The organism is Eikenella sp. HMSC061C02, assembly GCF_001809035.1.
Taxonomy (GTDB): domain Bacteria; phylum Pseudomonadota; class Gammaproteobacteria; order Burkholderiales; family Neisseriaceae; genus Eikenella; species Eikenella corrodens.
On sequence record NZ_KV795511.1, the window covers coordinates 1 to 21,527 of the forward strand.

Sequence of the window (21,527 nt, forward strand, 5' to 3'; positions counted from 1 at the left end):
GGTAACATATCTGCTAATCTAGTACAGCCCCAAAAGTTTTTGCTTTTCAGGTAGCCTTTCTTCTTCCCAATATCTATATCAAAGCCGACTCACTCCCCAGACGGTGCGGCATAATATTCCCGTTCCCGCTGCATCTGTTCGCGACGCAGCGGAGCGAGCAGGGTTTTGAGCAGCGCACCGATCGGTACCACGGTGAGAATCATCCCCAGCAGAAACACGATATACACACACAACACCAGCCGCCTCAAGAGCGGCGACACGCGCCCGGCAGCCATCACCAGTTTGCCCCACACCAAAAAGCTGCGGTGCCCCACGCGCTCGCTGGCCATCAGTTTTTCGTTTATCTTCACCGCACCCATGTGTTGCAGCAGCGTTTCGTCTAATGTTTCATCGTGCTGCAAAGCTTCGGCGGTGCGCTGCCCGAAACGCGCCGCATCGGCGATTTCCGCTTCGCTGATGCCCGCAGGCGGCAGCCAATGCACGGCTTGCCGCTTGCCGGTAAACATCCACAGCGGCGTGGTGATGAAACTGGCCGCGCTGCCGCATTGGTCGATTTTCACCACATTGCCCACCAGCCGCGCGCCCGCATCGGCTAGCAAGCGTTTCATTTTTTCTTGCGCCATCAGCCACATATTGCGGCAGCCGATTAATGTAATCACCGGCGTATCACGCAACACCCGCTGCGCGGCTGCGCTTTGCAGAAACGCGGTAATCGGCTGGGCAGGCGACAAAAACCACACGCTGTAGGCAATCACCACCAAGTCATACCGTTCGTGTGCCAAAACGGGCGGCTCAATGGGGGCGGGTTGTAAATGTACAGTTTCGGGAAAGGCATCGAAAAACGGCAGGAAGCGCCAGGGAAAAGCAAACGGCTGCGCCGGCTGCAGCACCACATCGTCCACTTCAATCCCTGCCGTGCCGCGTATATCGCGTAGAAAACTCTCTTTCAGGCGCGCCAACTGCCCGCTCTGCGAATACGACACCACCAACACACGTTTGTTCATCGTCATCCCGGCTTCCCAATTCAAAACGGCGGGATTCTAAATTTTAGTGGTTTTATTGTCAAATCAACGGGTTTATTCGGCTGTTTGGCTGAAATAGGCTACCTGAAACCATTTTGGATTCCGCCAGAACATAGTTTTCAGGTAGCCTGCTGTACGGTAAGGCTACCTAAAAGCCTAATCTGCGGCATAACAGGAATAGCCCGTGCCCACCGCCGCACCAATCCGTTATAATTCTGCCTTTCCATTTCCAGATAAGGCTTTCGGCTATGCAACACGTCCACATTATCGGCATCGGCGGCACATTCATGGGCGGGCTGGCCGCCATCGCTCAAGAAGCGGGCTTCAAGGTGAGCGGCTGCGATGCCAAAATGTATCCTCCGATGAGCACGCAGCTGGCCGATTTGGGCATTGCCGTGCACGAAGGTTTTGATGCCGAACAGCTGAACGAATTTCCCGCCGATGTGTATGTGGTTGGCAACGTGGCCAAGCGCGGCATGCCGGTAATCGAGGCCATTTTGAATCGCGGCCTGCCTTATGTGTCCGGCCCGCAATGGCTGGCCGAAAACGTGCTGCATGGCCGCTGGGTGCTCGGCGTGGCTGGCACGCACGGCAAAACCACCACTGCCTCCATGCTGGCCTGGGTGTTGGAATACGCCGGCCTGGCCCCGGGCTTCCTCATCGGCGGCATCCCGCAAAACTTCGGCATTTCCGCCCGCCTGCCGCAGGCGCCCAAAGCCGATCCGGCCAGCCGCTCGCCGTTTTTCGTGATCGAAGCCGACGAATACGACACCGCCTTCTTCGACAAGCGCAGCAAGTTCGTGCACTACCGCCCGCGCACCGCCATTCTGAACAACCTCGAATACGACCACGCCGACATTTTCCCCAACCTCGCCGCCATCCAAACCCAGTTCCACCATCTGGTGCGTACCATTCCCGGCCAAGGCCTGATTGTGTGCAACGGCCGCGAAGAGAGCCTGCAAACCGTGTTGGCGCAAGGCTGCTGGACGCCGGTGGAAAACTTCGGCGGCGCAGAAGGCTGGCAGGCCGGCGAGCCGGACGGAAACGGCGCATTCGATGTGCTGCACCACGGGCAAACCGTCGGCCGCATCGGCTGGCAGCTGTTGGGCGAACACAACCGCCTGAACGCGCTGGCCGTAATCGCCGCTGCCCGCCATGCCGGCGTGAGTATTCAGGTAGCCTGCGAAGCGCTTTCGCAATTCCAAAACGTGAAGCGGCGCATGGAAGTAAAAGGCTGCGTGCGCGGCATCACCGTGTATGACGACTTCGCCCACCACCCCACCGCCATCGCCACCACCGTGGCCGGACTGCGGCAGAAAGTGGGCGGCGCGCGCATCATCGCCGTGCTCGAACCGCGCTCCAACACCATGAAGCTCGGCAGCATGAAAGCCGCCCTGCCCGAAAGCCTGGCCGAAGCCGACCAAGTGTTCTGCTACGGCGGCGGCGTGGAATGGGACGTAGCCGCCGCCCTTGCCCCGCTCGGCAGCAAACTGCACACCGGCAACGATTTCGACGCTTTCGTGCAAAGTATCCTGAGCAACGCCAAGAGCGGCGACCACATCCTCGTGATGAGCAACGGCGGCTTCGGCGGGATTCATCAGAAGCTGCTGGACGGCTTGGCAGAATAGGTGTGAGGCTGGTAAAAGTTTGAAACTACGTTTAAAATTTCAGGTAGCCTCCCCCCCTGCGGGAAAGCTACCTGAAATTCAAACCATCAATTAACCGTTCACCGAAAGCCAGCCATGAAACCAATCCTCACCGTCCTCCTCATCGCAGCCCTGTCTGCCCCTGCTGCCGCTGAATGTCTGATTCAGGCCAATAGCATCGGCGGCATCCGACTCGGCCAAACTCCCGCCCAAGTCAAACAGCAATTCCCCCGCGCCCGCTTGCGTCGCACCAGCGACGGCGAAGGCGTCTCTTATATTGCCATTGCCCTGCCGAACGGAACGGAAATTATTGCCCATCAGGCAAGTGTGGAAGATGACAGCAGCCCATCTATCAACCAGCGTGCCAAAATTACCATGCTCCAAACCTCCAGCCCGACCTGCAGCACCGCCTCCGGAGTTCGCCCGGGCATGACCCTGCAAGCTGCAGCCGGCAAACTTGGCCGCGTGAAGCAGATTATGCAAAGTGAAATCGAAGCACGCGAGTTTGCCACCTTTAAGCGCCAGCCCTCTTGGTTGACCATCCAAGTGGAAGATGCTGGTCGCTACCGCCCTGCGGATGATAGCCCGCCCCGCAGCACTAGCCGCTACCGTCCCAACAGTAAAATCCTCTCTTTGTGGATTGGGCAATAAACCTGCTTAAGGCCGCATAAACCCAAGGCTACCTGAAACCGCCAAACTGTTTTTCAGGTAGCCTTCAATAGTAAAACCAGTCCATGAACAAAACCCGTTTTACCGCCCTCGCCCTTATCCTGCCCGGCCTGCACCTGCTGTTCGTCTTGTGGCTCGTGCGCAGCGGCATCACTTATCCGTTTATCCTGAAATTCCACGCCCTTTTCCCCGCATTATTTGCCGTGGCCTTTATCAAACGGATGGAATACTGCGGCAGTTTCGGCAGCGGCCGGGTGCGGCTGCTGCTGCTCGCATTGCTGCTTTCCTGTTTTGCCGCCACCCTGTACCCGCCGCTGTTTTTGTGTGTGCTGTTCTGCTACGCCCTCGCCGCCCGGCACGGCATCCGCGCAGGCTGTGATTGAACCGCCCGTACTTTTTCACCTCCGTCCATCAGGCTACCTGAAATCTTAAACAGAGCAAACCCAAGCCAAACACCCCACCATGCCCCATACCCTCACCTGGCAAGAACAAGGTCAAACCCGCCAAGCCCCGTGGCGCAATACCGCCGAGCAGAAACCGCCCGCCGCGATCGCCGTGGCCGAGGCCGGCCTTTCTGCCAAAGCCGCGCTCAAGAGCTTCCGCCAAGGCCAAGCCCTGCTTTGGCGCGGCGATTATCATCAGGCCGTGCAGCTGCTCTCCGCCGTGAAACGCCAGCTTCCCGCCGCCGCCTCGCCCGATTTCCACACCCACCGTATGCAGCAGGCGCAACGCAGCCGTTTGGCCAATATGCTGTTGGTGGAAATCGATGCCGGCTATCGGCTGAATTTGCGACGTGCTCCCGATGTGGCTGCCGCCTTGGCCGACGTGTTCGGCGAACCGAACAGCGAGCCATTCCTGTTGCCGCTCAATCTGCTGCTTGGCTTCATCGGTGCCCACCAATGGCACAAAAAAGGCGTAGAAATCCCCGCCCTCGGTGCGCGCATTCATGTGCCGTTCGGTGTATTCTCCCCTTTGCGCGGCGAGTATCTCGGCCTCATCGCCGCCGCACCCCTGCCGCCCCGCGCCCAGAGCGCCTTCGATATCGGCACCGGCAGCGGCGTGATTGCCGCCCTGCTTGCCCGGCGCGGCCTCCAACCAGTTACCGCCACCGACAACAGCCCTCGCGCCGTTGCCTGCGCCCGCGCCAATTTCCAACGCCTCGGCCTGCCCCCAATCCGGCTGCTGCAAACCGATCTTTTCCCCGAAGGCTGCGCCGACCTTATTGTTTGCAATCCCCCTTGGTTGCCCGCCAAACCCGCGGCCGACATCGAAACCGCCCTCTACGACCCCGGCAGCGCCATGTTGCAATCCTTTTTGCAGCAAGCCCCCGCCCACCTCAATCCCGGCGGGCAAATCTGGCTTATCATGTCGGACCTTGCCGAACACCTCGGCCTGCGCCAACCGAATGAACTGGCCGAACGTATCGCTGCCGCCGGCCTTACCTTCAGCCAACGCCTCGACACCCGCCCGCAACACCCAAAAAGCCGCGACCAAACCAACCCTCTCGTCGCCGCCCGTAGCCGGGAAACCGTGAGCCTGTATATTTTGCAACCGGCCGCAGAGTCTGCCTGAAGCTTGAACTTCAACGAAGTGAAAACGCAATAGAGTGCAGCATTAGCCAAATCGCTGCTAGAGTAGGCTGTTCTTCAAATCGTATTAAAGTTTCAGGTAGCCCATTACCCGATATAGGCTACCTGAAACTACCCAACACAAACAAAGCGCACTACAACGGTTTACGGTAGAATACGCCCCTCACACAAACCCCTTAAGAAATCAAAAGGAATCCCACATGCTCACCCCTGAACAAGTCCAAGCCATGATTGGCGAAGTCATCAATGCCGAAATGATCCAAGTGGAAGGCGACGGCCATCACTTTTTTGCTGCCATCGTTTCCGCCGATTTTGAAGGCAAACCCCGCCTCGCCCGCCACCGCCTAATCAAAGACGGCCTCGCCGACCGGCTGGCCAGCAACGAACTGCACGCCCTTTCCATCTCCGTGGCCGCCACTCCCGCCGAGTGGGCAGCCAAAAACGGGCAGTAATATAGCGCACATTATTAAAGCAACCGCCAGCCTGATTATTTCAGGCTGGCGGTTTTGTTGATAGTCAATCAGTAACACATACCGCAATTGCCCAACACCCAGCCGCAAGCCATATAGACTATGGAATTTGCTGTGATGCCTAAGCGGTTCAGGCAATTTCAGGTAGCCTTTATTCACTTTGGACGTGGATAAGCATTGGGCTGCCTTGTGTGCCACTTAGCAGCATAAGGCTACCTGAAACAATAGCTTTGTATAAACGTGCGGAACTTATTTTCAGGTAGACTTTTGTGCGTTAAAACCGGGCTTTGATGCCGAGGGTTACGGTGCGGCCCGGGCCTGGGGTGGGGACGTTGCTCATCGGGTCGAGGTAGTAGCGGTTGGTGAGGTTGTTCACGCCGAGGTTGAGGCTGAGCCTGTTGCCGATGCGGTAGTGGGCGTAGGCATCCCAAATAGTGGAGGCGCGCCAGTGGTAGGCTTGGCCGGTGGAATTAAACAGGAAGCTCAAGCCCTTATCCACCAACTCATCGTGCTGTTTGCTGCTGCGCCGGCTATGGTGGATACCGCGGATGCCGAGCTCGAGTTTTTCGCCGAGGAGGCGCACGCCCATATCCAAATTGATGGAGTATTTGGGCTGGATGGATTGATAGAACCGCGTGACGCCGATACCTCCCTCGATGCAGGCGGGTACGCGGTTGTGGTACATGTCGTAGGCGAAAGAGAGGTTTTCGTCGCAGGTTTCTTGTTTTAAACGGTATGTGCCGCCGAGCGACATAAAGAAGCGGCCGAAATCGAGGCGGCTTTGCAGCTCGATGCCTTGGGTGATTTTTCGGTCGTACTGCATCAAATCTTTGTTTTCGTTGGTGTCGATCACATTTTTGATGGTGTTGGAGAAATAGGTGAGGCGCACGTCGCCTTCGCGCAACCTGCTCCACAGTGGGGCGAAGTTGTAGGTGTAGCCGACTTCCCAGTTGGTGCTGCGCTCGGGCTTGAGGTCGATCGTGTCCAGCATGGGGTATCTGTATACCGCGCCGGAAGACATATTGGTGGCCTCGTAGATGCTGGGGAAGCGCGTCATCTGCGCCCAGCGCAGGTGCAGCCGGCCGTTGTCGGTGAGGTCGTAGCTGAGGGCGATCATGGGCGACCAGGCCGAGCCGTTCAAGCACTTGACAGGTGGATAGTTGGCATCGCTATTCGGGTCGATATGCGTATAAATATAGCTGGCGGTGAACGGGAACTCTGCTCTTTCGTAACTTCTTTTGCGGTCGCGATAATCGCCGTCGCCTAAACCAGACATTCCTCCTTCAATATAAAGGGGGGCAAAAGAATAGGAATCATGGGTTACGCCCAAAATAGGCACATCAGAGTAGCTATAACCGCCAACCCTAGGCTTCAAATAGCGATAGAAGCTGCCCTGCCTGCCCTGCGGGTTTTCCACGCGCTCTTCGAAAAAGCCGTCGGGGAAGAGCGGGCCGTTAAATTTGCGGTTGTAGTAATGTGCAATCCTGGCCGGCATCGGTCGGTACATGGCGGTTTGGCTTTCGTCGAAAGCCTGATAGTTGCCGTTGCTGTTTTCAAAACCGGTGTTGCCGTCGGGGTTGTGGCGCGTAATATCCCATTCACTGGGGAAGAAGCCGTGGCGGCGGTAGAAATCGCGGTAGATTTCCTCCCCATCGTCGGGGCGTCTGGCAATTTCGGCGCGGGCGCGGTTGTAGGCATCGATTTCCTCCTGCGTCATGATTTGCAAATATGGCACGGCTACCCCGCTGCGCACATTATCGATACCCTGTGCAACGGCATAATTCGGATCGCGGCGGGCGCGGGCACGTGCGAGCACATCGTCAAACGCCCAGAAGCGGTCGTAGCGGATACCGGCTTCGATTTTCAGGCGCGAAGTCGGCTGCCAATCGAAGACAAGCTGTGCCCCCCATTCCTTGCGCCGCCCGGCACGCGGGCCGGTAAGCTTGGTTAGTGCGGTTACGGCATCTATGATACCGAAGATGTCTTTATCGTTGGTTGCTACTTCGTTATGTTCATCGAGTTTTTCGTATTGGTGGCGGGCGGAAAGGATGAGGCTGAATTGGTCGTTCAGGCGCATGCGGTTGCTGATATTGAAACCGTTACGGGTGGCGGTGGTGTTTTGCTGCGAGCCCGCAAATACAGTGGTCGAGCCTTCGAACATTGGCGGATCGTTGGGCGGTGTGTTGTGGTCGTAGCCTTGGTCTATCAGCTCTTGGCAGCTGGCGATGCCGCGTGCGGGATCGGGCTGGAGGTTGTGGCGGAAGCAGCGCGCCCAGGCATCGTATTTTTCGTCGCCGAAAAGCACGGCCAAATCGGGGCCGCCGCTTTGGTGGCGGGTGCTGGTAGTGTGCACGCGCCAGATGTCGGCTTTGAGGTCTATCCAGCGGCTGCCTTCGGGCTGCCATTGGTAGCCGATTTTGTAGGTGCGGCTTCGGATATTGGAGTCTAATCCTTGCACAGGGGCAATAACGTAATGCTTCCTAAACATATTGTATTGGCTGCTGTAACCGAGCAACAGTGCATTAATAAATGGGTTTACCTCGCCGAAGCGGATTTTAGTGTCCATGTAGTGCAGGTTGATTTGCTGGCCGTGCGGCAGATGCCAGTTGTTTTTTACAAGCAGGCTGCGGCTGGCCACGTTGCTGTTGGGTACCTGTTCGCCCGGGCGGTAGAGCTCGGCCATATCTGGAATCAGGGCTTCAACTTTGTCGGAACGGGGGTTATCATCTTCATAAATGGCGTTGTTCATATAGCCTTCAAAGCCTTGTTTACCGCTGAAATAAGTGCCTTTGCGCCGGTCACTGTAGGCAATCAGTCCGTCTGTAATATCGGTTTTGAAGGCGGCGGAAAACAGCAGGTTGCGATCGTTTTTAAATTCGGTAAAGCGGCTGCCGGTACGTGGTTTATCAGCTTCTGTACCGTAAAAAGTAAGGCCGGTGAAAGGCAGTTGGCCGCCTATCGTGCCGGATGGACCATCTGCCGTGGGGTTGCCGGGCAGTGTGCGGTAGTCTTTGCCCAAATAGTCGTTTAAATTTTGCAGCGGCTCGGCGGTGTTGTTGGAAAACTCGGTTTTCACTTCCACGCCCCAGCTTTTGCCTTCGGGGATGATGTCGGCAGGCTCGATGGTGCGGATGGACACCGCGCCGCCCACGCCGGACTTCACGCCGCGCGTCATGGCCGGGCCTTTTTCCACCGTGATGCTGCGGAACAGGGCGGGATCGACGTAGTTGCGGTCGGCGATGCCGTAGTTGTTCATCCACACGTCTACGGTTTGCTCCGTGCCGTCGATGGTAACGGGGATACGGCCTTTGCCGCTGATGCCGCGGATATTGGGTGTAATCGCGCTACCGGCGTTGCGGGTGTTCATGTTGTACACGCCGTTTAAGCCTTTAAACACGTCGCCGGCGGCATCCGTGCGGTAGCGTTCAAGGTATTCGCGGCCGGCGTAAACGCTGGAAACGTTTTTGCGGTACACGTCGTCTGCCCCTCGCTGGTCGCGGCTGCGGGCTTTAATTTCGATGGTTTCGAGCTCGGCAGAAGTATCGGCGGCGGCCTGCATGTGGGCAAAAGCGGCGGCCAGCAGCAACACCAATGCGCTGGGGCGAAAGACTTGTGGCTTCATTTGTTAGTATACTGTAAATATTAGTAATCAAAATATACGACGAATAAGGTTTATTCCTTATTTTTTAAAGCTATAATGAAAATAAACGTTAAGAACGTTCTTATATTATTTAATTTGAGAATTATTTTCAATAGTAAAAAGGTATTAGTTTAGAGATAGGATGTGGAGAAACAACAAATCAATAGTTGTATACGGTTTGGAGAAACCAGAAGTTGGGCGAAGAACGTGCCTTATCGGCTACGATTTTGAAAAACACAGCAGTTTTCTTTACAATACCGCCCAGCAGCAATGCTGCCTTATTCAACCAATATTGAAAGAAGGAATGACTTTATGAAATCTAAACAAGCACTTTGGTTGCTGTGTGTATCTGCCGTACTCGGCCTTTCCGCCTGTGGCGGCAAAGGTGGTGAAGAACAGGCTCCGGCGCCGCAGCAACAAGCTTCACAAAGCCAGGAAGCCAGCCAGCCGGCTGAAAGCAGCAGCCAACAGGAAGCCGCTTCTATGGACAACTTCCTGAGCAACGCCCAAGCTCTGCAGGCGGCAGAAGATTCTCTCAAAGCCTTGCCGCAGTTCTCTGGCAAGGAATTGAATGTATTCCAAAACGTTCAATTCTATGGCAGCAGCCGTCCGCGCATTGAAATCGACATCCAAGACCCGGAAAAACCGGATAATATCGACCACTACACCTACGAAGACGGTAAGTGGAGCGAACCGCAACCGGTACAAATTTCCGGCGGCGGCGACATGAAAGACAACGTGACCCCGTTGAACGACATCAAGTTTGCCACCGTGGCCACCATCGCCAAAACTTGGAGCGAGAAAGCCAAGGAAGTGGAAGCCACTGAAACCCAGCTGGATTTCGCCAGCTTCCAATTGTGGGTACCGAACCAAACCCGCCGCTGGATTACTTCCACCATCGAAACTCCGCGCGCCAAATACTCTGCTGATTTTAATGTGGATGGCACGTTGAAAGATTTCAAAAAGCAGTAATATAAAGAGCAGCTTAGAGAGTAAATAAAGGCTACCTGAAAACGTAGCGCAGTGAAGTTTCTGCGAAACTAAGTTTTTCAGGTAGCCTTCTATCTTGGATGGGTAAAACCAGAGACCGCCATAGGCAGCAAAAGGCTACCTGAAAGCATAGCGAACACAACGCATATTTTCAGGTAGCCTTCATCCATTAAAACACTATGCTCAAGCCACGGCCTTCTCCGCCTCTTCCAGCTGCTGCACGCGGTATTGTTTTGGCGTTTGCCCGAAATACTGCTTAAACGCACGGTTGAAATGCGATTCCGACACAAAGCCGTTTTCCAGCGCAATGCGCAAAATCGTATCCGCACTTGCCGCCAGCTGCACCGCCGCCTGTTGCAGGCGGATCGACAGCACAAAGCGGTGCGGGCTCTCTCCGATTACCGATTTAAACAAGCGCATCAGCTGTGCCCGCGAGAGTTTGGCCATTTCCGCCATCCGTGCAATCGACCAATCCTCCTGCGGCGCGAGCAACACTGCCTGCAACAGCCCGCTGAGGCGCGGGTCTTCCAGCTGCGATAAAAAAGAAGGATCGCTGCTCTGCTGCCGGTAGCGCCGCAACACCGCCACCAGCATCACCTGCGAAAGCGCATTCACCACCGTGCCGCTGCCGTAGCGCAGCCTTTCTGCCTCATCCAGCATCATCGATGCCGTTTGCCGCATTTCCGGCAGCGGCAGCAGCAGGCATTCTGGCATGCCCAGCCACAGCGCCGCATGGCGCGTGTAGCGGTATTGCCCGCACAATAATTGCAAGCGGTTGCCGCCGCAGTCTTTCACTGCCAGCACGCCGTTTCCGTGAAGCTGCGGCTTGCCCGCCGGTTGCTCCAAGCCCTCCAAACTGTCGGCAATGCTGTGCGCCGTATCGTAGGGCAGCAGCACCGCATCGCCCGTGCTCAACGCCACCGTCTGCCCGTTGCCCACCCGTAGCCAGCCGCTACCCGACACCACCCAATGCAGCCGCGCTGTTTCCGGCTCGGTTTTGTGTTCCAAATGAAACCCGCCGCCCAGCCGGCAGCACACATCAATCCGACCTCGCAGCCGCGCCAGATAAATTAATTTGTCTAACACATCCATTTCTCTTCTCCTTATTGGTCGGTGGCGGGAACATATCGCTAAAACGCTTTACTTTATACGGTGTTGGCTCTCTTTGCCATGTTGCTTGTATTGCCGCTGAGCAGGAAAAATAATTGCTTCAGCTATCGCAGTCAAAAGAATGAGACGATCAGTCAATCCCTACACTAAAACTTATGCCATCATACACCCCATCAAACGGTTTCGGCAAAAGCCGTCCGTTCAAATTTTATTTGAGTTTATTCGCCAGGAGAACACCATGTTTTTAGATTGGAAAAAACACGCCACCCACGTTAAACAATCATTTGCCAAGCTCGGCAAAGGCCACCCCAAAATGTTGGCCGGCTACGCCGCCCTTGAAAGCGCCGCCGCAGCCGAAGCGCTGGATGCCAAAACCCGCGAACTCATCGCCCTGGCCGTGGCCGTTACCACCCGCTGCGAAAGCTGCATTGCCGTGCACGCCCAAGCCGCTGTGAAAGCCGGTGCCACCGAGAGCGAAGTGGCCGGTGCGCTCGCCACCGCCATCTCCCTCAACGCCGGTGCCGCCTACACCTACTCTCTGCGTGCCCTCGAAGCCGTAGAAGATGCCCGCGAAGCCTAAACCGATTTTCAGGTAGCCTTTAATGAATAAAAGGCTACCTGAAATTCCCCTTTCACCATCAAGAGAAAGATCCCCATGAAGAAAACCCTCTCTCTAGCCGCCATCGCCCTTTTGGCCGCCCTCCCAGTTGCTGCTTCTGCCCACGGCCAGCATAGCCGCAAGCCTGCCCAGCAGCAAAGCCAGCCGCGCCAGGCCCCCGCCCGCCAAGAAGCCGTCTGGATCGACGTGCGCACGCCCGAAGAATATGCCGCAGGCCATCTGGAAAACGCCAAAAATATTCCGCACGACCAAATCGGCCAGCAGATTGCCGCCCACGTGCCCAATAAAAACACCCCCATCAACCTCTACTGCCGCAGCGGCCGCCGTGCTGAAACCGCCAAACAAGTGTTGGAAAGCATGGGCTACACCAACGTACAAAACCGTGGCGGCTACGAACAGCTCAAACAATCCGGCATGAGATGATAATTGCGGCTTGACCGCATCATACCCACTACCAAAACTACTGCCCCAAAGGCTACCTGAAACTTAAAAAGTTCAGGTAGCCTTTGCTTTGGCAAGAGGCTACCTGAAGAGTTATGCGCCGGTGTGGCAATATAATTGGTGTTGCCGGATGTAGCCGAGCACTTCGGGGGGGATGTCGGGGCTGGTGTGTTCGGTGGTGAGTTGTTGGCGGATTTGGCTGGAGCTGATGGGCAGCGGCTCGGCTCGCAGGATGTGTAGACGGCCTTGGGGCAGGGCTTCGGCCAGCCAGGTTTGCAGTGGGGCGGGGGCTTGGGCGAGGCTGTTGCCGGGGCGGGGGGCGGCGGCGATGCGGCATTGGCGCACGAGGTTTTGCCAGCGGTGCCAGGTGTGCAGTTGCAACAGGCTGTCCATGCCGATGAGCAGCCAGAGCCCGGCGGTAGGGAAGTGTTGGCGGAAGATTTGCACAGTGTCGTGGGTGTAGGTGGCGCCTTGGCGGACGATGTCGCAGTCGCTCACTGCAAGGCGGGAGTCTGCTTGGGCGGCGATTTCGGCCATGGCGAGGCGGTGGTGGGCGGGAGTGCGGGGGGTGATTTTGTGGTAGGGGTCGCCGGCGGGCAGGAGGATGACGCTTTCTAAATCCAGCTCGTCGGCAAAGCTGCGGGCGATGTGCAGGTGGCCGTTGTGGATGGGGTCGAAGGTGCCGCCAAAGAGGCCGATGCGGGGCATGGTGGGGTTCCTTTGCTGGGGCTTTCAGGTAGCCTTTGGGTGGGTATGGCAATAAGTTAAACTTTTGCTACGGCGTTGGCTCACTTGTTGCATGTGTGCATTGTTTGTGGCTTGCCGCTTTGTATTGACTGTGTTGGTTAACTATTAAGAGGCTACCTGAAAATGGTTGGTCCAGTTTCAGGTAACCTTTATCTGTTTATTTCAGCAGGTTTTTCAAGGCTAGGCGCACGCCTTCGCCCACTTCGGTATCGGCTGGGATGCCTTTGGTGGCGGCACGGGCTTCTTTTTCGTTGTAGCCGAGGGCGAGCAGGGTGCTGACGATGTCTTCGCTGCTGTCGCCTGCTTGAGCAGCGAGCTGGGTTTGGACGCCGTTAAAGGTAGTGAGTTTGCCGCGCAGTTCGAGCACCATGCGTTCGGCGGTTTTCTTGCCGATGCCGGGGGCGGAGGAGAGGCGTTTGATGTCTTCGGCGGCAATGGCGGCGGCGAGCTCGTCGGCATTCATGGCGGAGAGGATGCCGAGCGCGGTTTTGGCGCCGATGCCGCTCACTTTGATGAGCTGGCGGAAGGTGTTGCGTTCGCTGTGGCTGCCGAAGCCGAAGAGAAGGTTGGCGTCTTCGCGCACGATGAGCTGTGTGTAGAGCGAGACGGTTTCGCCCACAGGGGGCAGGGTGTAGAAGGTTTGCATGGAAACGTCGGCTTCGTAGGCGACGCCGTTTACGTCGATAACGACTTGCGGGGGGATGGCTTCGATGAGTTTGCCGGTGAGCTTGCTGATCATGGGATGAGGCTACCTGAAAAATGGGAAGAGGGGCATTATATCGGTTTATTCAAACGGGTTATAATCGGGCATTGATTTTGATTGGGTTTAAGGGGGAATGATGATGAAAAAACGGAATTTTGCGGCTGCCGCCTGTGTTGCGCTGTTGGCCGGCTGTTCGGGCAGCAATGTGCTGCTGGGCTTGGGTTTTGCCGGCCGCCATCTTGGCTTGGGCACGGGCTTGAGTATTCCGGTGGGCAGCCGGAATAACGGCAGCAATGTGCAGGATTTGGGCGGTTTGCGCATTATCGAGGAGCAGGTGGTCACGTATTTCGATGCGCAGGGCAAGGCCGTGCCAAACGAAGTGAAGGGCGGCTACTACCGCCAGCTGTTGAGACGCCAAGGCAGGAGTTATTTGGTGCAGGATTTTTACGAGAGCGGGCAGAAGCGCAGCGACGCCATGCTGCTCACCCGCGAGAGCCTGTATGATTTCCGCGCCCATCCGCAAAACGGGGTGCTCACCACTTATGCCATCAACGGCAATATTCTGTATCAGCAGAATTTTAGAAACGGTAAGATGGTGTCGGCTTCGTATTGAGTATTTGTTTATAAGTGTTAATTGGTAAGTTTTAATTTTATGGATAAAGGAAATTAGGAGAGTATCATGACCGCCACCCAACAACGCGCCCAACTGCACCGTCAAATCTGGAAAATTGCCGACGAAGTACGCGGCGCGGTGGATGGATGGGACTTTAAACAATACGTTCTCGGCACGCTTTTCTACCGATTTATCAGCGAAAACTTCACCGACTATATGCAGGCAGGCGACAGCAGTATTGATTACGCTGCCATGTCCGACAGCATCATCACGCCCGAAATCAAAGACGATGCCGTAAAAGTCAAAGGCTATTTCATCTACCCCAGCCAACTTTTTTGCAATATTGCCGCCGAAGCCCATCAAAACGAAGAGCTCAACACTAAGCTGAAAGAAATTTTTACCGCGATTGAAAGCTCCGCCTCTGGCTATCCGTCCGAACAAGACATCAAAGGCCTGTTTGACGACTTCGACACCACCAGCAGCCGGCTCGGCAGCACAGTTGCCGACAAGAACAAACGCCTTGCCGCCGTCCTCAAAGGGGTGGCGGAGCTTGATTTCGGCAGTTTTGAAGACCACCACATCGACCTTTTCGGCGATGCCTACGAATACCTGATTTCCAACTACGCCGCCAATGCAGGCAAATCCGGCGGCGAATTTTTCACCCCGCAAAACGTATCCAAACTGATTGCGCGGCTGGCGGTGCACGGACAGGAGAAAGTCAACAAAATCTACGACCCCGCCTGCGGCTCGGGCAGCCTGCTCTTGCAGGCGAAAAAACAGTTTGACGAGCACATCATCGAAGAAGGCTTCTTCGGGCAGGAAATCAACCACACCACCTACAACCTCGCCCGCATGAACATGTTCCTGCACAACGTCAATTACAACCAATTCCACATCGAATTGGGCGACACGCTGACCAAGCCCAAGCTCAAAGACAGCAAACCTTTTGATGCCATCGTCTCCAATCCGCCTTATTCCATCAACTGGATAGGCAGCGACGACCCCACCTTAATCAACGACGACCGCTTTGCCCCAGCAGGTGTACTTGCCCCGAAATCCAAAGCCGATTTTGCCTTCATCCTGCACGCACTGAACTACCTTTCCGGCAGAGGCCGCGCCGCCATCGTCTCATTCCCCGGCATTTTCTATCGCGGCGGTGCAGAGCAGAAAATCCGCCAATATCTGGTGGAGGGCAACTACGTGGAAACCGTGATTGCCCTTGCGCCCAATCTCTTTTACGGCACCAGCATCGCCGTCAATATCCTGGTTTTGTCCAAACACAAAGACAATACCGACATCCAATTTATCGATGCAAGCGGCTTCTTTAAGAAAGAAACCAACAACAACGTCTTAACCGAAGAACACATTGCCGAAATCGTCAAACTCTTCGCCGATAAAGCCGATGTGCCGCATATCGCCCAAAACGCTGCCCAGCAAACCGTCAAAGACAACGGCTACAACCTAGCCGTCAGCAGCTATGTTGAAGCCGAAGACACCCGCGAGGCCGTCGACATCAAACAGCTCAACGCCGAAATCAGCGAAACCGTCGCCAAAATCGAACGGCTGCGGCGTGAAATTGACGAAGTGATTACAGAGATTGAAGCATGAGCATCATCCTATACACCGCCAACGACGGCACTGCCCAATTTGCCTTGCAGGAATTTGGCGGACAGCTTTGGCTGACGCAGGCGGACATGGCAGAACTGTACCAAACCACCAAACAAAATATCAGCAAACACATTAAAACCATTATTGCAGAGCAAGAATTGGAAGAGGAGGCAACTGTCAACTTCCGGTTGACAGTTCAAAATGAAAACGGGCGCAAGGTAAACCGCAAAATCGCCCATTATTCCCTGCCCATGATTATTGCCGTCGGCTACCGCGTCCGTTCCGCGCGCGGCACCCAATTCCGCCAATGGGCAACCGAACGGCTGGACGAATATCTGACCAAAGGCTTTGCCATAGACGACGAACGCCTGAAAGGCACAGGCGGCGGCGACTATTGGAAAGAACTGCTCAACCGCATCCGCGACATCCGCAGCAGCGAAAAAGCCCTATACCGGCAAGTGCTTGATTTATATGCCACCAGCCAAGACTACAACCCCAAAAGCAGCGAAAGCCAAACCTTTTTTGCCGCCGTTCAAAACAAACTGCACTATGCCGCCAGCCGGCAAACCGCAGCCGAACTGATATACAGTCGTGCCGACAGCAGCAAAGACTTTATGGGGCTGACCACCTTTCAAGGCGCAATCCCCACCCTGAATGAAGCCAAAATCGCCAAAAACTACCTGACCGAAGACGAACTGTTCCGCCTGAACCGTCTGGTTTCCGCCTTCTTCGACCTGGCGGAAATCAAAGCGCAGGAGCAAAGCCCCATGTATATGCGCGACTGGATAGCCGAATTGGACAAATTTTCCGGGCTGTACGGCCAAGGCACATTACAGGGTGCAGGCAGCATCAGCCGCAAACAGGCAGAGCAGAAAGCCGAACGCGAATACCGCGCCTATGAAGCGCGCATCCTGTCGCCGGTGGAGCAAGCCTATCTGGAAAGCGTTAAAGCGTTGGAAAAAACAGCCGTGCAACAGCTTAAACAGAAAAAAGACGGCAAAAAATAACCCTGATTCAGGCTACCTGAAAAAGCAGCCTGCACACTGTTTCAGGCAGCCTGAAAGCAGGACGGGCTTCAGCCCGCCGAAACAACGGCAAACGGACATAGCGGGCTGAAGCCCCTCACAACCGCCCCACATCCCGCCGCAGCGGGAAAGAAACGGAAAACAACCATGGATATGCAAAGCAAAGCGAAAAAATTGATTGAGATAATTCAGACGGCATCGGTGGAGTGGAAGCCGTTGGGAGAGGTTGGCCTATTGGTTCGTGGCAACGGTTTGCAGAAAAAAGATTTTACCGAGAGCGGCGTACCGGCGATTCATTACGGACAAATTTACACCTATTATGGCAATCAGACGGATAAGACTCTTTCTTTCGTTTCACCGGAATTGGCGGAAAAACTGAAGAAAGTAGATAAAGGTGATGTGGTAATTACCAACACTAGTGAAAATATAGAAGACGTAGGAAAAGCCCTTTTATATTTGGGAGAAGAGCAAGCCGTTACAGGAGGACACGCAACTATTTTTAAACCAAGCAAAGAAATTGTTGGCAAATTCTTTGTCTATTTCACTCAAACAGAAATTTTTGATAAGGCAAAAAGAAAATTTGCAAAAGGAACAAAGGTTATTGATGTTTCCGCAACCGATATGGCAAAAATCCAAATCCCCATCCCATCATTGGAAACTCAGCAAAAAATTGTAAAAATACTTGACAAATTCACCGAGCTGGAAGCTACGCTGGAAGCTACGCTGGAAGCAGAATTAGTCCTGCGCAAACGTCAATACCAGTATTACCGCGACTTTCTTTTAGATTTTGACAATCAAATCGGGGGGTGGATAGCTGATGGCTATAAAGGCCGTCTGAAAGATGTGGTTTGGAAGACGTTGGGGGAGATTGCCGAATATTCAAAAGACCGTATTTGTTCGGATAAACTGAACGAACATAATTACGTGGGCGTGGATAATCTCTTACAAAATAGAGAAGGTAAAAAGTTATCCGGTTATGTTCCAAGCGAAGGAAAAATGACAGAATATATTGTCAATGACATTTTGATTGGAAATATTCGTCCGTATTTGAAAAAAATCTGGCAGGCAGACTGCACAGGTGGAACAAACGGTGATGTTTTGGTTATCCGGGTAACAGATGAAAAGGTTAATCCAAAATATTTGTATCAGGTATTGGCCGATGATAAATTTTTTGCTTTTAATATGAAGCACGCCAAAGGTGCAAAAATGCCGCGTGGCAGCAAAGCAGCGATTATGCAATATAAAATCCCCATCCCCCCACTCCCCAAACAAGAAAAAATCGTCGCTATCCTCGACAAATTTGACACCCTGACCCACTCCATCAGCGAAGGCCTGCCGCACGAAATCGCCCTGCGCCGCAAACAATACGAATATTACCGCGAACAGCTGCTTGCCTTCCCCAAGGCAGCCTGAAAAAGCAGTCTGCACATTTTCAGGTAGCCCAATCCGAACATCAAACCGTTTAAAACCCGATACTGCAAAGGACGACCCATGAACCTCGAAACCAAACCCATCGCCGAAACGCCGAATTTCATCGTGCTCGACCAATATGAAAAAATCGAACAGTCGGGCAGCTACCAATCGGAAAACCAGTTAGAAGCGGAGTTAATCGCCGATTTGCAGAATCAGGGGTACGAATACCGCAAGGACTTGAACAGCCAAAGCAGGCTGCTGGAAAACCTGCGCGCCCAGTTGCAGCGGCTGAACGATGTGGCGTTTTCAGACGGCGAATGGGCGCGGTTTTTGACGGAATATCTGGACAGGCCGTCTGAAAACATTACCGATAAAACCCGCAAAATCCACGACGACCATATTTACGATTTCGCTTTTGATGATGGCCGTCTGAAAAACATTTATCTGCTGGACAAGAAAAACCTTGCCCGCAACCATGTGCAGGTTATCAACCAGTTTGAGCAGACGGGCACGCATGCAAACCGTTATGACGTTACCGTGTTGGTAAACGGCTTGCCGCTGGTGCAGATTGAATTGAAAAAGCGCGGCGTGGCGGTGCGTGAAGCATTCAATCAGGTGCACCGTTACAGCAAAGAGAGCTTCAACAGCGAAAATTCGCTGTTCAAATTCCTGCAAATCTTCGTGATTTCCAACGGCACGGACACGCGCTATTTCGCCAACACCACCAAGCGCGACAAAAACAGCTTCGATTTCACGATGAATTGGGCGCGGTCGGACAATTATCCGATTAAAGATTTGAAAGACTTTACCGCCACGTTCCTGCAGAAAAGCGTATTGCTGAGCGTTTTGCTGCATTACAGCGTGTTCGATGCGAATGATACGCTGCTGATTATGCGGCCGTACCAGATTGCCGCCGCCGAACGCATTTTGTGGAAAATCAACAGTTCGGCGCAGGCGAAGAATTGGAGCAAGCCGGAAAGCGGCGGCTATGTTTGGCATACCACGGGCAGCGGCAAAACGCTGACCAGCTTTAAGGCGGCGCGTCTGGCGACGGAATCGGCGTTTATCGACAAGGTTTTCTTCGTGGTGGACAGGAAGGATTTGGACTACCAGACGATGAAGGAATACCAACGTTTTTCGCCCGACAGCGTGAACGGTTCGGAAAGCACGGCGGGCTTGAAACGCAATTTGGAAAAAGACGACAACAAAATCATCGTTACCACCATCCAAAAGCTGAACAACCTGATGAAGAGTGAAGATAATCTGCCGGTTTATCACCAGCAGGTTGTATTTATTTTCGACGAATGCCACCGCTCGCAATTCGGCGAAGCGCAAAAAAACCTGAAAAAGAAATTTAAAAAATTCTGCCAATTCGGCTTTACCGGCACGCCGATTTTTCCCGAAAACGCTTTGGGCGCGGAAACCACGGCGGGCGTGTTCGGACGGGAGTTGCATTCTTATGTGATTACCGATGCCATCCGCGATGAAAAAGTATTGAAATTCAAAGTGGATTACAACGATGTGCGCCCGCAGTTCAAAGCCGTGGAAGCGGAACAGGACGAGAAGAAACTGAGTGCCGCCGAAAACCGCAAAGCCCTGCTGCACCCCGAACGCATCCGCGAAATCACGCAATATATCCTGAACCAGTTCAGGCAGAAAACGCACCGCTTGAATGCGGGCGGCAAAGGCTTTAACGCCATGTTTGCCGTCAGCAGCGTGGATGCGGCCAAGTGCTATTACGAAGCGTTCAAAACACAACAAGCAGGCAGCCTGCACCCGTTGAAAGTGGCCACTATTTTTTCCTTTGCGGCCAACGAAGAGCAAAATGCCGTCGGTGAAATTGTCGATGAAACCTTTGAACCGGAAGCGATGGACAGTAGCGCGAAAGAATTTTTGCAGGTTGCCATCAACGATTACAACGCCTGTTTCAAAACCAATTTCGGCACGGACAGCAAAGCCTTTCAGAACTACTACCGCGATTTGGCAAAACGGGTGAAAAACCAGGAAGTGGATTTGCTGATTGTGGTCGGCATGTTTTTGACGGGTTTTGACGCGCCGACGCTGAACACGCTGTTTGTCGATAAAAACCTGCGCTATCACGGCCTGATGCAGGCGTTTTCGCGCACCAACCGCATTTACGATGCCACCAAAACCTTCGGCAACATTGTCTGCTTCCGCGATTTGGAGCAGGCAACCATTGATGCGATTACCCTGTTTGGCGACAAAAACACCAAAAATGTGGTGCTGGAAAAAAGTTACGAAGAATACATGAACGGCTATACCGACAGCCAGACCGGCGAAGCGCGGCGCGGCTATTTGGATGTGGCAAAAGAATTGCGCGAAAACTTCCCCGATCCCGATAGAATCGAAAAGGAAAAAGACAAAAAAGCTTTCGTAAAACTCTTCGGCGAATACCTGCGGGCGGAAAACGTATTGCAGAACTACGATGAATTTGCCGCATTGCGCGAGTTGCAGAATGTGGATGCGGCGGACGAAGATGCTATGAAGGCGTTTCAGGAAAAATACTACCTGAGCGATGAAGACGTGCAGGAAATGCTGCAAGTGCCGATGCCGTCTGAAAGGGCAGTGCAGGATTACCGTTCCACCTATAACGACATCCGCGACTGGCTGCGCCGCCAAAAAGCAGGCGAACAGAAAGAGCAATCAAAAATCGACTGGGACGATGTGGTTTTTGAGGTGGATTTGCTCAAATCGCAGGAAATCAATCTGGATTACATCTTGCAACTGGTTTTCGAACACCACAAAAAAATCAAAGGCAAAGCGGAGCTGGTGGAAGAAATCCGCCGCATCATCCGCGCCAGCATCGGCCACCGAGCCAAAGAGAGCCTGATTGTAGATTTCATCAACGATACGGATTTGGACAAAGTGCCCGACGTTCCCACCATACTGGAAACCTTTTACACATACGCGCAAGAAGTGATGAGGCGCGAAGCAGCAGAGCTGATTGCCGCCGAAGGCCTGAACGAAACCGCCGCCAAACGCTATTTGACCGGCTCGCTCAAACGCGGCTATGCCAGCGAAAACGGCACGGAACTGACCGAAGCCCTACCGAAAATGAGCCCGCTCAACCCGCAATATTTGACGAAAAAACAAAGTGTCTTCCAAAAAATTGTTTTGTTTGTGGAGAAGTTTAAGGGGGTGGGAGATGGTGTGTAAATTTGGAATTTCTTGCTAAAATTGGCAATAGAAATAAGAAAGTAT

Annotated in this window: 18 protein-coding genes; 13 read left to right on the forward strand and 5 right to left on the reverse strand. The window is 54.1% G+C overall.

What is annotated here, in order from left to right; translation table 11 throughout:
• Positions 1–89: 89 nt before the first annotated feature.
• The gene (locus HMPREF2541_RS01155; RefSeq protein WP_003822009.1) at positions 90–1,010 is read right to left on the reverse strand and encodes a hypothetical protein; all 921 of its coding nucleotides are present in this window, start codon (positions 1,008–1,010) and stop codon (positions 90–92) included.
• Between the two features lie 260 nt (positions 1,011–1,270).
• Between HMPREF2541_RS01155 and mpl the strand changes: the two genes are divergently transcribed.
• The 5 genes from mpl (at position 1,271) to HMPREF2541_RS01180 (ending at position 5,378) form a co-directional block, all read left to right on the forward strand.
• Positions 1,271–2,650 (forward strand): UDP-N-acetylmuramate:L-alanyl-gamma-D-glutamyl-meso-diaminopimelate ligase, encoded by a 1,380-nt coding sequence (gene mpl / locus HMPREF2541_RS01160; RefSeq protein ID WP_003822006.1) that lies wholly within the window; start codon positions 1,271–1,273, stop codon positions 2,648–2,650.
• A gap of 114 nt (positions 2,651–2,764) precedes the next feature.
• Complete coding sequence (locus HMPREF2541_RS01165; protein ID WP_070541340.1) at positions 2,765–3,319, forward strand: hypothetical protein; 555 nt, start codon at positions 2,765–2,767, stop codon at positions 3,317–3,319.
• 83 nt (positions 3,320–3,402) lie between these two features.
• Positions 3,403–3,720 carry a hypothetical protein gene (locus HMPREF2541_RS01170; RefSeq protein ID WP_003822003.1) on the forward strand — a complete coding sequence of 106 codons (318 nt, stop codon included), beginning with the start codon at positions 3,403–3,405 and terminating at the stop codon, positions 3,718–3,720.
• A 79-nt stretch (positions 3,721–3,799) separates the two neighbouring features.
• Positions 3,800–4,909, forward strand: coding sequence for a methyltransferase (locus HMPREF2541_RS01175; protein ID WP_070541342.1), 1,110 nt, complete (start codon positions 3,800–3,802; stop codon positions 4,907–4,909).
• A gap of 217 nt (positions 4,910–5,126) precedes the next feature.
• Positions 5,127–5,378: a BolA family protein gene (locus tag HMPREF2541_RS01180; RefSeq protein WP_003822001.1), complete on the forward strand. Its 252-nt coding sequence runs from the start codon at positions 5,127–5,129 to the stop codon at positions 5,376–5,378.
• Between the two features lie 292 nt (positions 5,379–5,670).
• Here HMPREF2541_RS01180 and HMPREF2541_RS01185 read toward each other — a convergent pair whose 3' ends face one another.
• A complete protein-coding gene (locus HMPREF2541_RS01185; RefSeq protein WP_070541344.1) occupies positions 5,671–9,018 on the reverse strand; it encodes a TonB-dependent receptor domain-containing protein in 3,348 nt (1,115 codons plus the stop codon).
• Between the two features lie 330 nt (positions 9,019–9,348).
• On the opposite strand from HMPREF2541_RS01185, the gene HMPREF2541_RS01190 reads away from it, so the two are divergent.
• Positions 9,349–10,008 carry a hypothetical protein gene (locus HMPREF2541_RS01190; RefSeq protein ID WP_035579750.1) on the forward strand — a complete coding sequence of 220 codons (660 nt, stop codon included), beginning with the start codon at positions 9,349–9,351 and terminating at the stop codon, positions 10,006–10,008.
• Between the two features lie 201 nt (positions 10,009–10,209).
• On the opposite strand, the gene HMPREF2541_RS01195 is transcribed toward HMPREF2541_RS01190, so the two are convergent.
• Positions 10,210–11,118 carry an AraC family transcriptional regulator gene (locus HMPREF2541_RS01195; protein ID WP_003821995.1) on the reverse strand — a complete coding sequence of 303 codons (909 nt, stop codon included), beginning with the start codon at positions 11,116–11,118 and terminating at the stop codon, positions 10,210–10,212.
• A gap of 256 nt (positions 11,119–11,374) precedes the next feature.
• On the opposite strand from HMPREF2541_RS01195, the gene HMPREF2541_RS01200 reads away from it, so the two are divergent.
• Complete coding sequence (locus tag HMPREF2541_RS01200) at positions 11,375–11,716, forward strand: carboxymuconolactone decarboxylase family protein (protein ID WP_003821994.1); 342 nt, start codon at positions 11,375–11,377, stop codon at positions 11,714–11,716.
• A 75-nt stretch (positions 11,717–11,791) separates the two neighbouring features.
• Entirely contained in the window at positions 11,792–12,178 is a 387-nt protein-coding gene (locus HMPREF2541_RS01205; RefSeq protein ID WP_035573289.1) for a rhodanese-like domain-containing protein, read from the forward strand.
• 111 nt (positions 12,179–12,289) lie between these two features.
• Here HMPREF2541_RS01205 and nadD read toward each other — a convergent pair whose 3' ends face one another.
• Both nadD and ruvA read right to left on the reverse strand, forming a co-directional pair.
• Positions 12,290–12,904, reverse strand: a complete 615-nt coding sequence (gene nadD / locus HMPREF2541_RS01210) for a nicotinate (nicotinamide) nucleotide adenylyltransferase (RefSeq protein WP_003821992.1) — start codon at positions 12,902–12,904, stop codon at positions 12,290–12,292.
• A 196-nt stretch (positions 12,905–13,100) separates the two neighbouring features.
• Entirely contained in the window at positions 13,101–13,682 is a 582-nt protein-coding gene (ruvA, locus tag HMPREF2541_RS01215; protein WP_070541346.1) for a Holliday junction branch migration protein RuvA, read from the reverse strand.
• A gap of 97 nt (positions 13,683–13,779) precedes the next feature.
• On the opposite strand from ruvA, the gene HMPREF2541_RS01220 reads away from it, so the two are divergent.
• The 5 genes from HMPREF2541_RS01220 to HMPREF2541_RS01240 all read left to right on the forward strand — a co-directional run bounded on the left by HMPREF2541_RS01220 (position 13,780) and on the right by HMPREF2541_RS01240 (position 21,482).
• Positions 13,780–14,259 carry a hypothetical protein gene (locus tag HMPREF2541_RS01220; RefSeq protein ID WP_003821990.1) on the forward strand — a complete coding sequence of 160 codons (480 nt, stop codon included), beginning with the start codon at positions 13,780–13,782 and terminating at the stop codon, positions 14,257–14,259.
• A gap of 66 nt (positions 14,260–14,325) precedes the next feature.
• Positions 14,326–15,867 carry a type I restriction-modification system subunit M gene (locus tag HMPREF2541_RS01225; RefSeq protein WP_003821989.1) on the forward strand — a complete coding sequence of 514 codons (1,542 nt, stop codon included), beginning with the start codon at positions 14,326–14,328 and terminating at the stop codon, positions 15,865–15,867.
• Positions 15,864–16,874 carry a virulence RhuM family protein gene (locus HMPREF2541_RS01230; protein ID WP_003821988.1) on the forward strand — a complete coding sequence of 337 codons (1,011 nt, stop codon included), beginning with the start codon at positions 15,864–15,866 and terminating at the stop codon, positions 16,872–16,874. Before HMPREF2541_RS01225 ends, HMPREF2541_RS01230 begins: the two co-directional genes overlap by 4 nt.
• 165 nt (positions 16,875–17,039) lie before the next feature.
• Positions 17,040–18,305: a restriction endonuclease subunit S gene (locus HMPREF2541_RS01235; RefSeq protein WP_003821985.1), complete on the forward strand. Its 1,266-nt coding sequence runs from the start codon at positions 17,040–17,042 to the stop codon at positions 18,303–18,305.
• 78 nt (positions 18,306–18,383) lie between these two features.
• Positions 18,384–21,482, forward strand: coding sequence for a type I restriction endonuclease subunit R (locus HMPREF2541_RS01240; protein ID WP_003821983.1), 3,099 nt, complete (start codon positions 18,384–18,386; stop codon positions 21,480–21,482).
• Positions 21,483–21,527 lie beyond the last annotated feature (45 nt).

What these genes read in the sequence shown, in the direction of transcription:
- HMPREF2541_RS01155 (WP_003822009.1), bottom strand. Translation starts at nt 1,010, where the DNA reads ATGACGATGAACAAACGTGTGTTGGTGGTGTCGTATTCGCAGAGCGGG.
- mpl (WP_003822006.1), top strand. Translation starts at nt 1,271, where the DNA reads ATGCAACACGTCCACATTATCGGCATCGGCGGCACATTCATGGGCGGG.
- HMPREF2541_RS01165 (WP_070541340.1), top strand. Translation starts at nt 2,765, where the DNA reads ATGAAACCAATCCTCACCGTCCTCCTCATCGCAGCCCTGTCTGCCCCT.
- HMPREF2541_RS01170 (WP_003822003.1), top strand. Translation starts at nt 3,403, where the DNA reads ATGAACAAAACCCGTTTTACCGCCCTCGCCCTTATCCTGCCCGGCCTG.
- HMPREF2541_RS01175 (WP_070541342.1), top strand. Translation starts at nt 3,800, where the DNA reads ATGCCCCATACCCTCACCTGGCAAGAACAAGGTCAAACCCGCCAAGCC.
- HMPREF2541_RS01180 (WP_003822001.1), top strand. Translation starts at nt 5,127, where the DNA reads ATGCTCACCCCTGAACAAGTCCAAGCCATGATTGGCGAAGTCATCAAT.
- HMPREF2541_RS01185 (WP_070541344.1), bottom strand. Translation starts at nt 9,018, where the DNA reads ATGAAGCCACAAGTCTTTCGCCCCAGCGCATTGGTGTTGCTGCTGGCC.
- HMPREF2541_RS01190 (WP_035579750.1), top strand. Translation starts at nt 9,349, where the DNA reads ATGAAATCTAAACAAGCACTTTGGTTGCTGTGTGTATCTGCCGTACTC.
- HMPREF2541_RS01195 (WP_003821995.1), bottom strand. Translation starts at nt 11,118, where the DNA reads ATGGATGTGTTAGACAAATTAATTTATCTGGCGCGGCTGCGAGGTCGG.
- HMPREF2541_RS01200 (WP_003821994.1), top strand. Translation starts at nt 11,375, where the DNA reads ATGTTTTTAGATTGGAAAAAACACGCCACCCACGTTAAACAATCATTT.
- HMPREF2541_RS01205 (WP_035573289.1), top strand. Translation starts at nt 11,792, where the DNA reads ATGAAGAAAACCCTCTCTCTAGCCGCCATCGCCCTTTTGGCCGCCCTC.
- nadD (WP_003821992.1), bottom strand. Translation starts at nt 12,904, where the DNA reads ATGCCCCGCATCGGCCTCTTTGGCGGCACCTTCGACCCCATCCACAAC.
- ruvA (WP_070541346.1), bottom strand. Translation starts at nt 13,682, where the DNA reads ATGATCAGCAAGCTCACCGGCAAACTCATCGAAGCCATCCCCCCGCAA.
- HMPREF2541_RS01220 (WP_003821990.1), top strand. Translation starts at nt 13,780, where the DNA reads ATGATGATGAAAAAACGGAATTTTGCGGCTGCCGCCTGTGTTGCGCTG.
- HMPREF2541_RS01225 (WP_003821989.1), top strand. Translation starts at nt 14,326, where the DNA reads ATGACCGCCACCCAACAACGCGCCCAACTGCACCGTCAAATCTGGAAA.
- HMPREF2541_RS01230 (WP_003821988.1), top strand. Translation starts at nt 15,864, where the DNA reads ATGAGCATCATCCTATACACCGCCAACGACGGCACTGCCCAATTTGCC.
- HMPREF2541_RS01235 (WP_003821985.1), top strand. Translation starts at nt 17,040, where the DNA reads ATGGATATGCAAAGCAAAGCGAAAAAATTGATTGAGATAATTCAGACG.
- HMPREF2541_RS01240 (WP_003821983.1), top strand. Translation starts at nt 18,384, where the DNA reads ATGAACCTCGAAACCAAACCCATCGCCGAAACGCCGAATTTCATCGTG.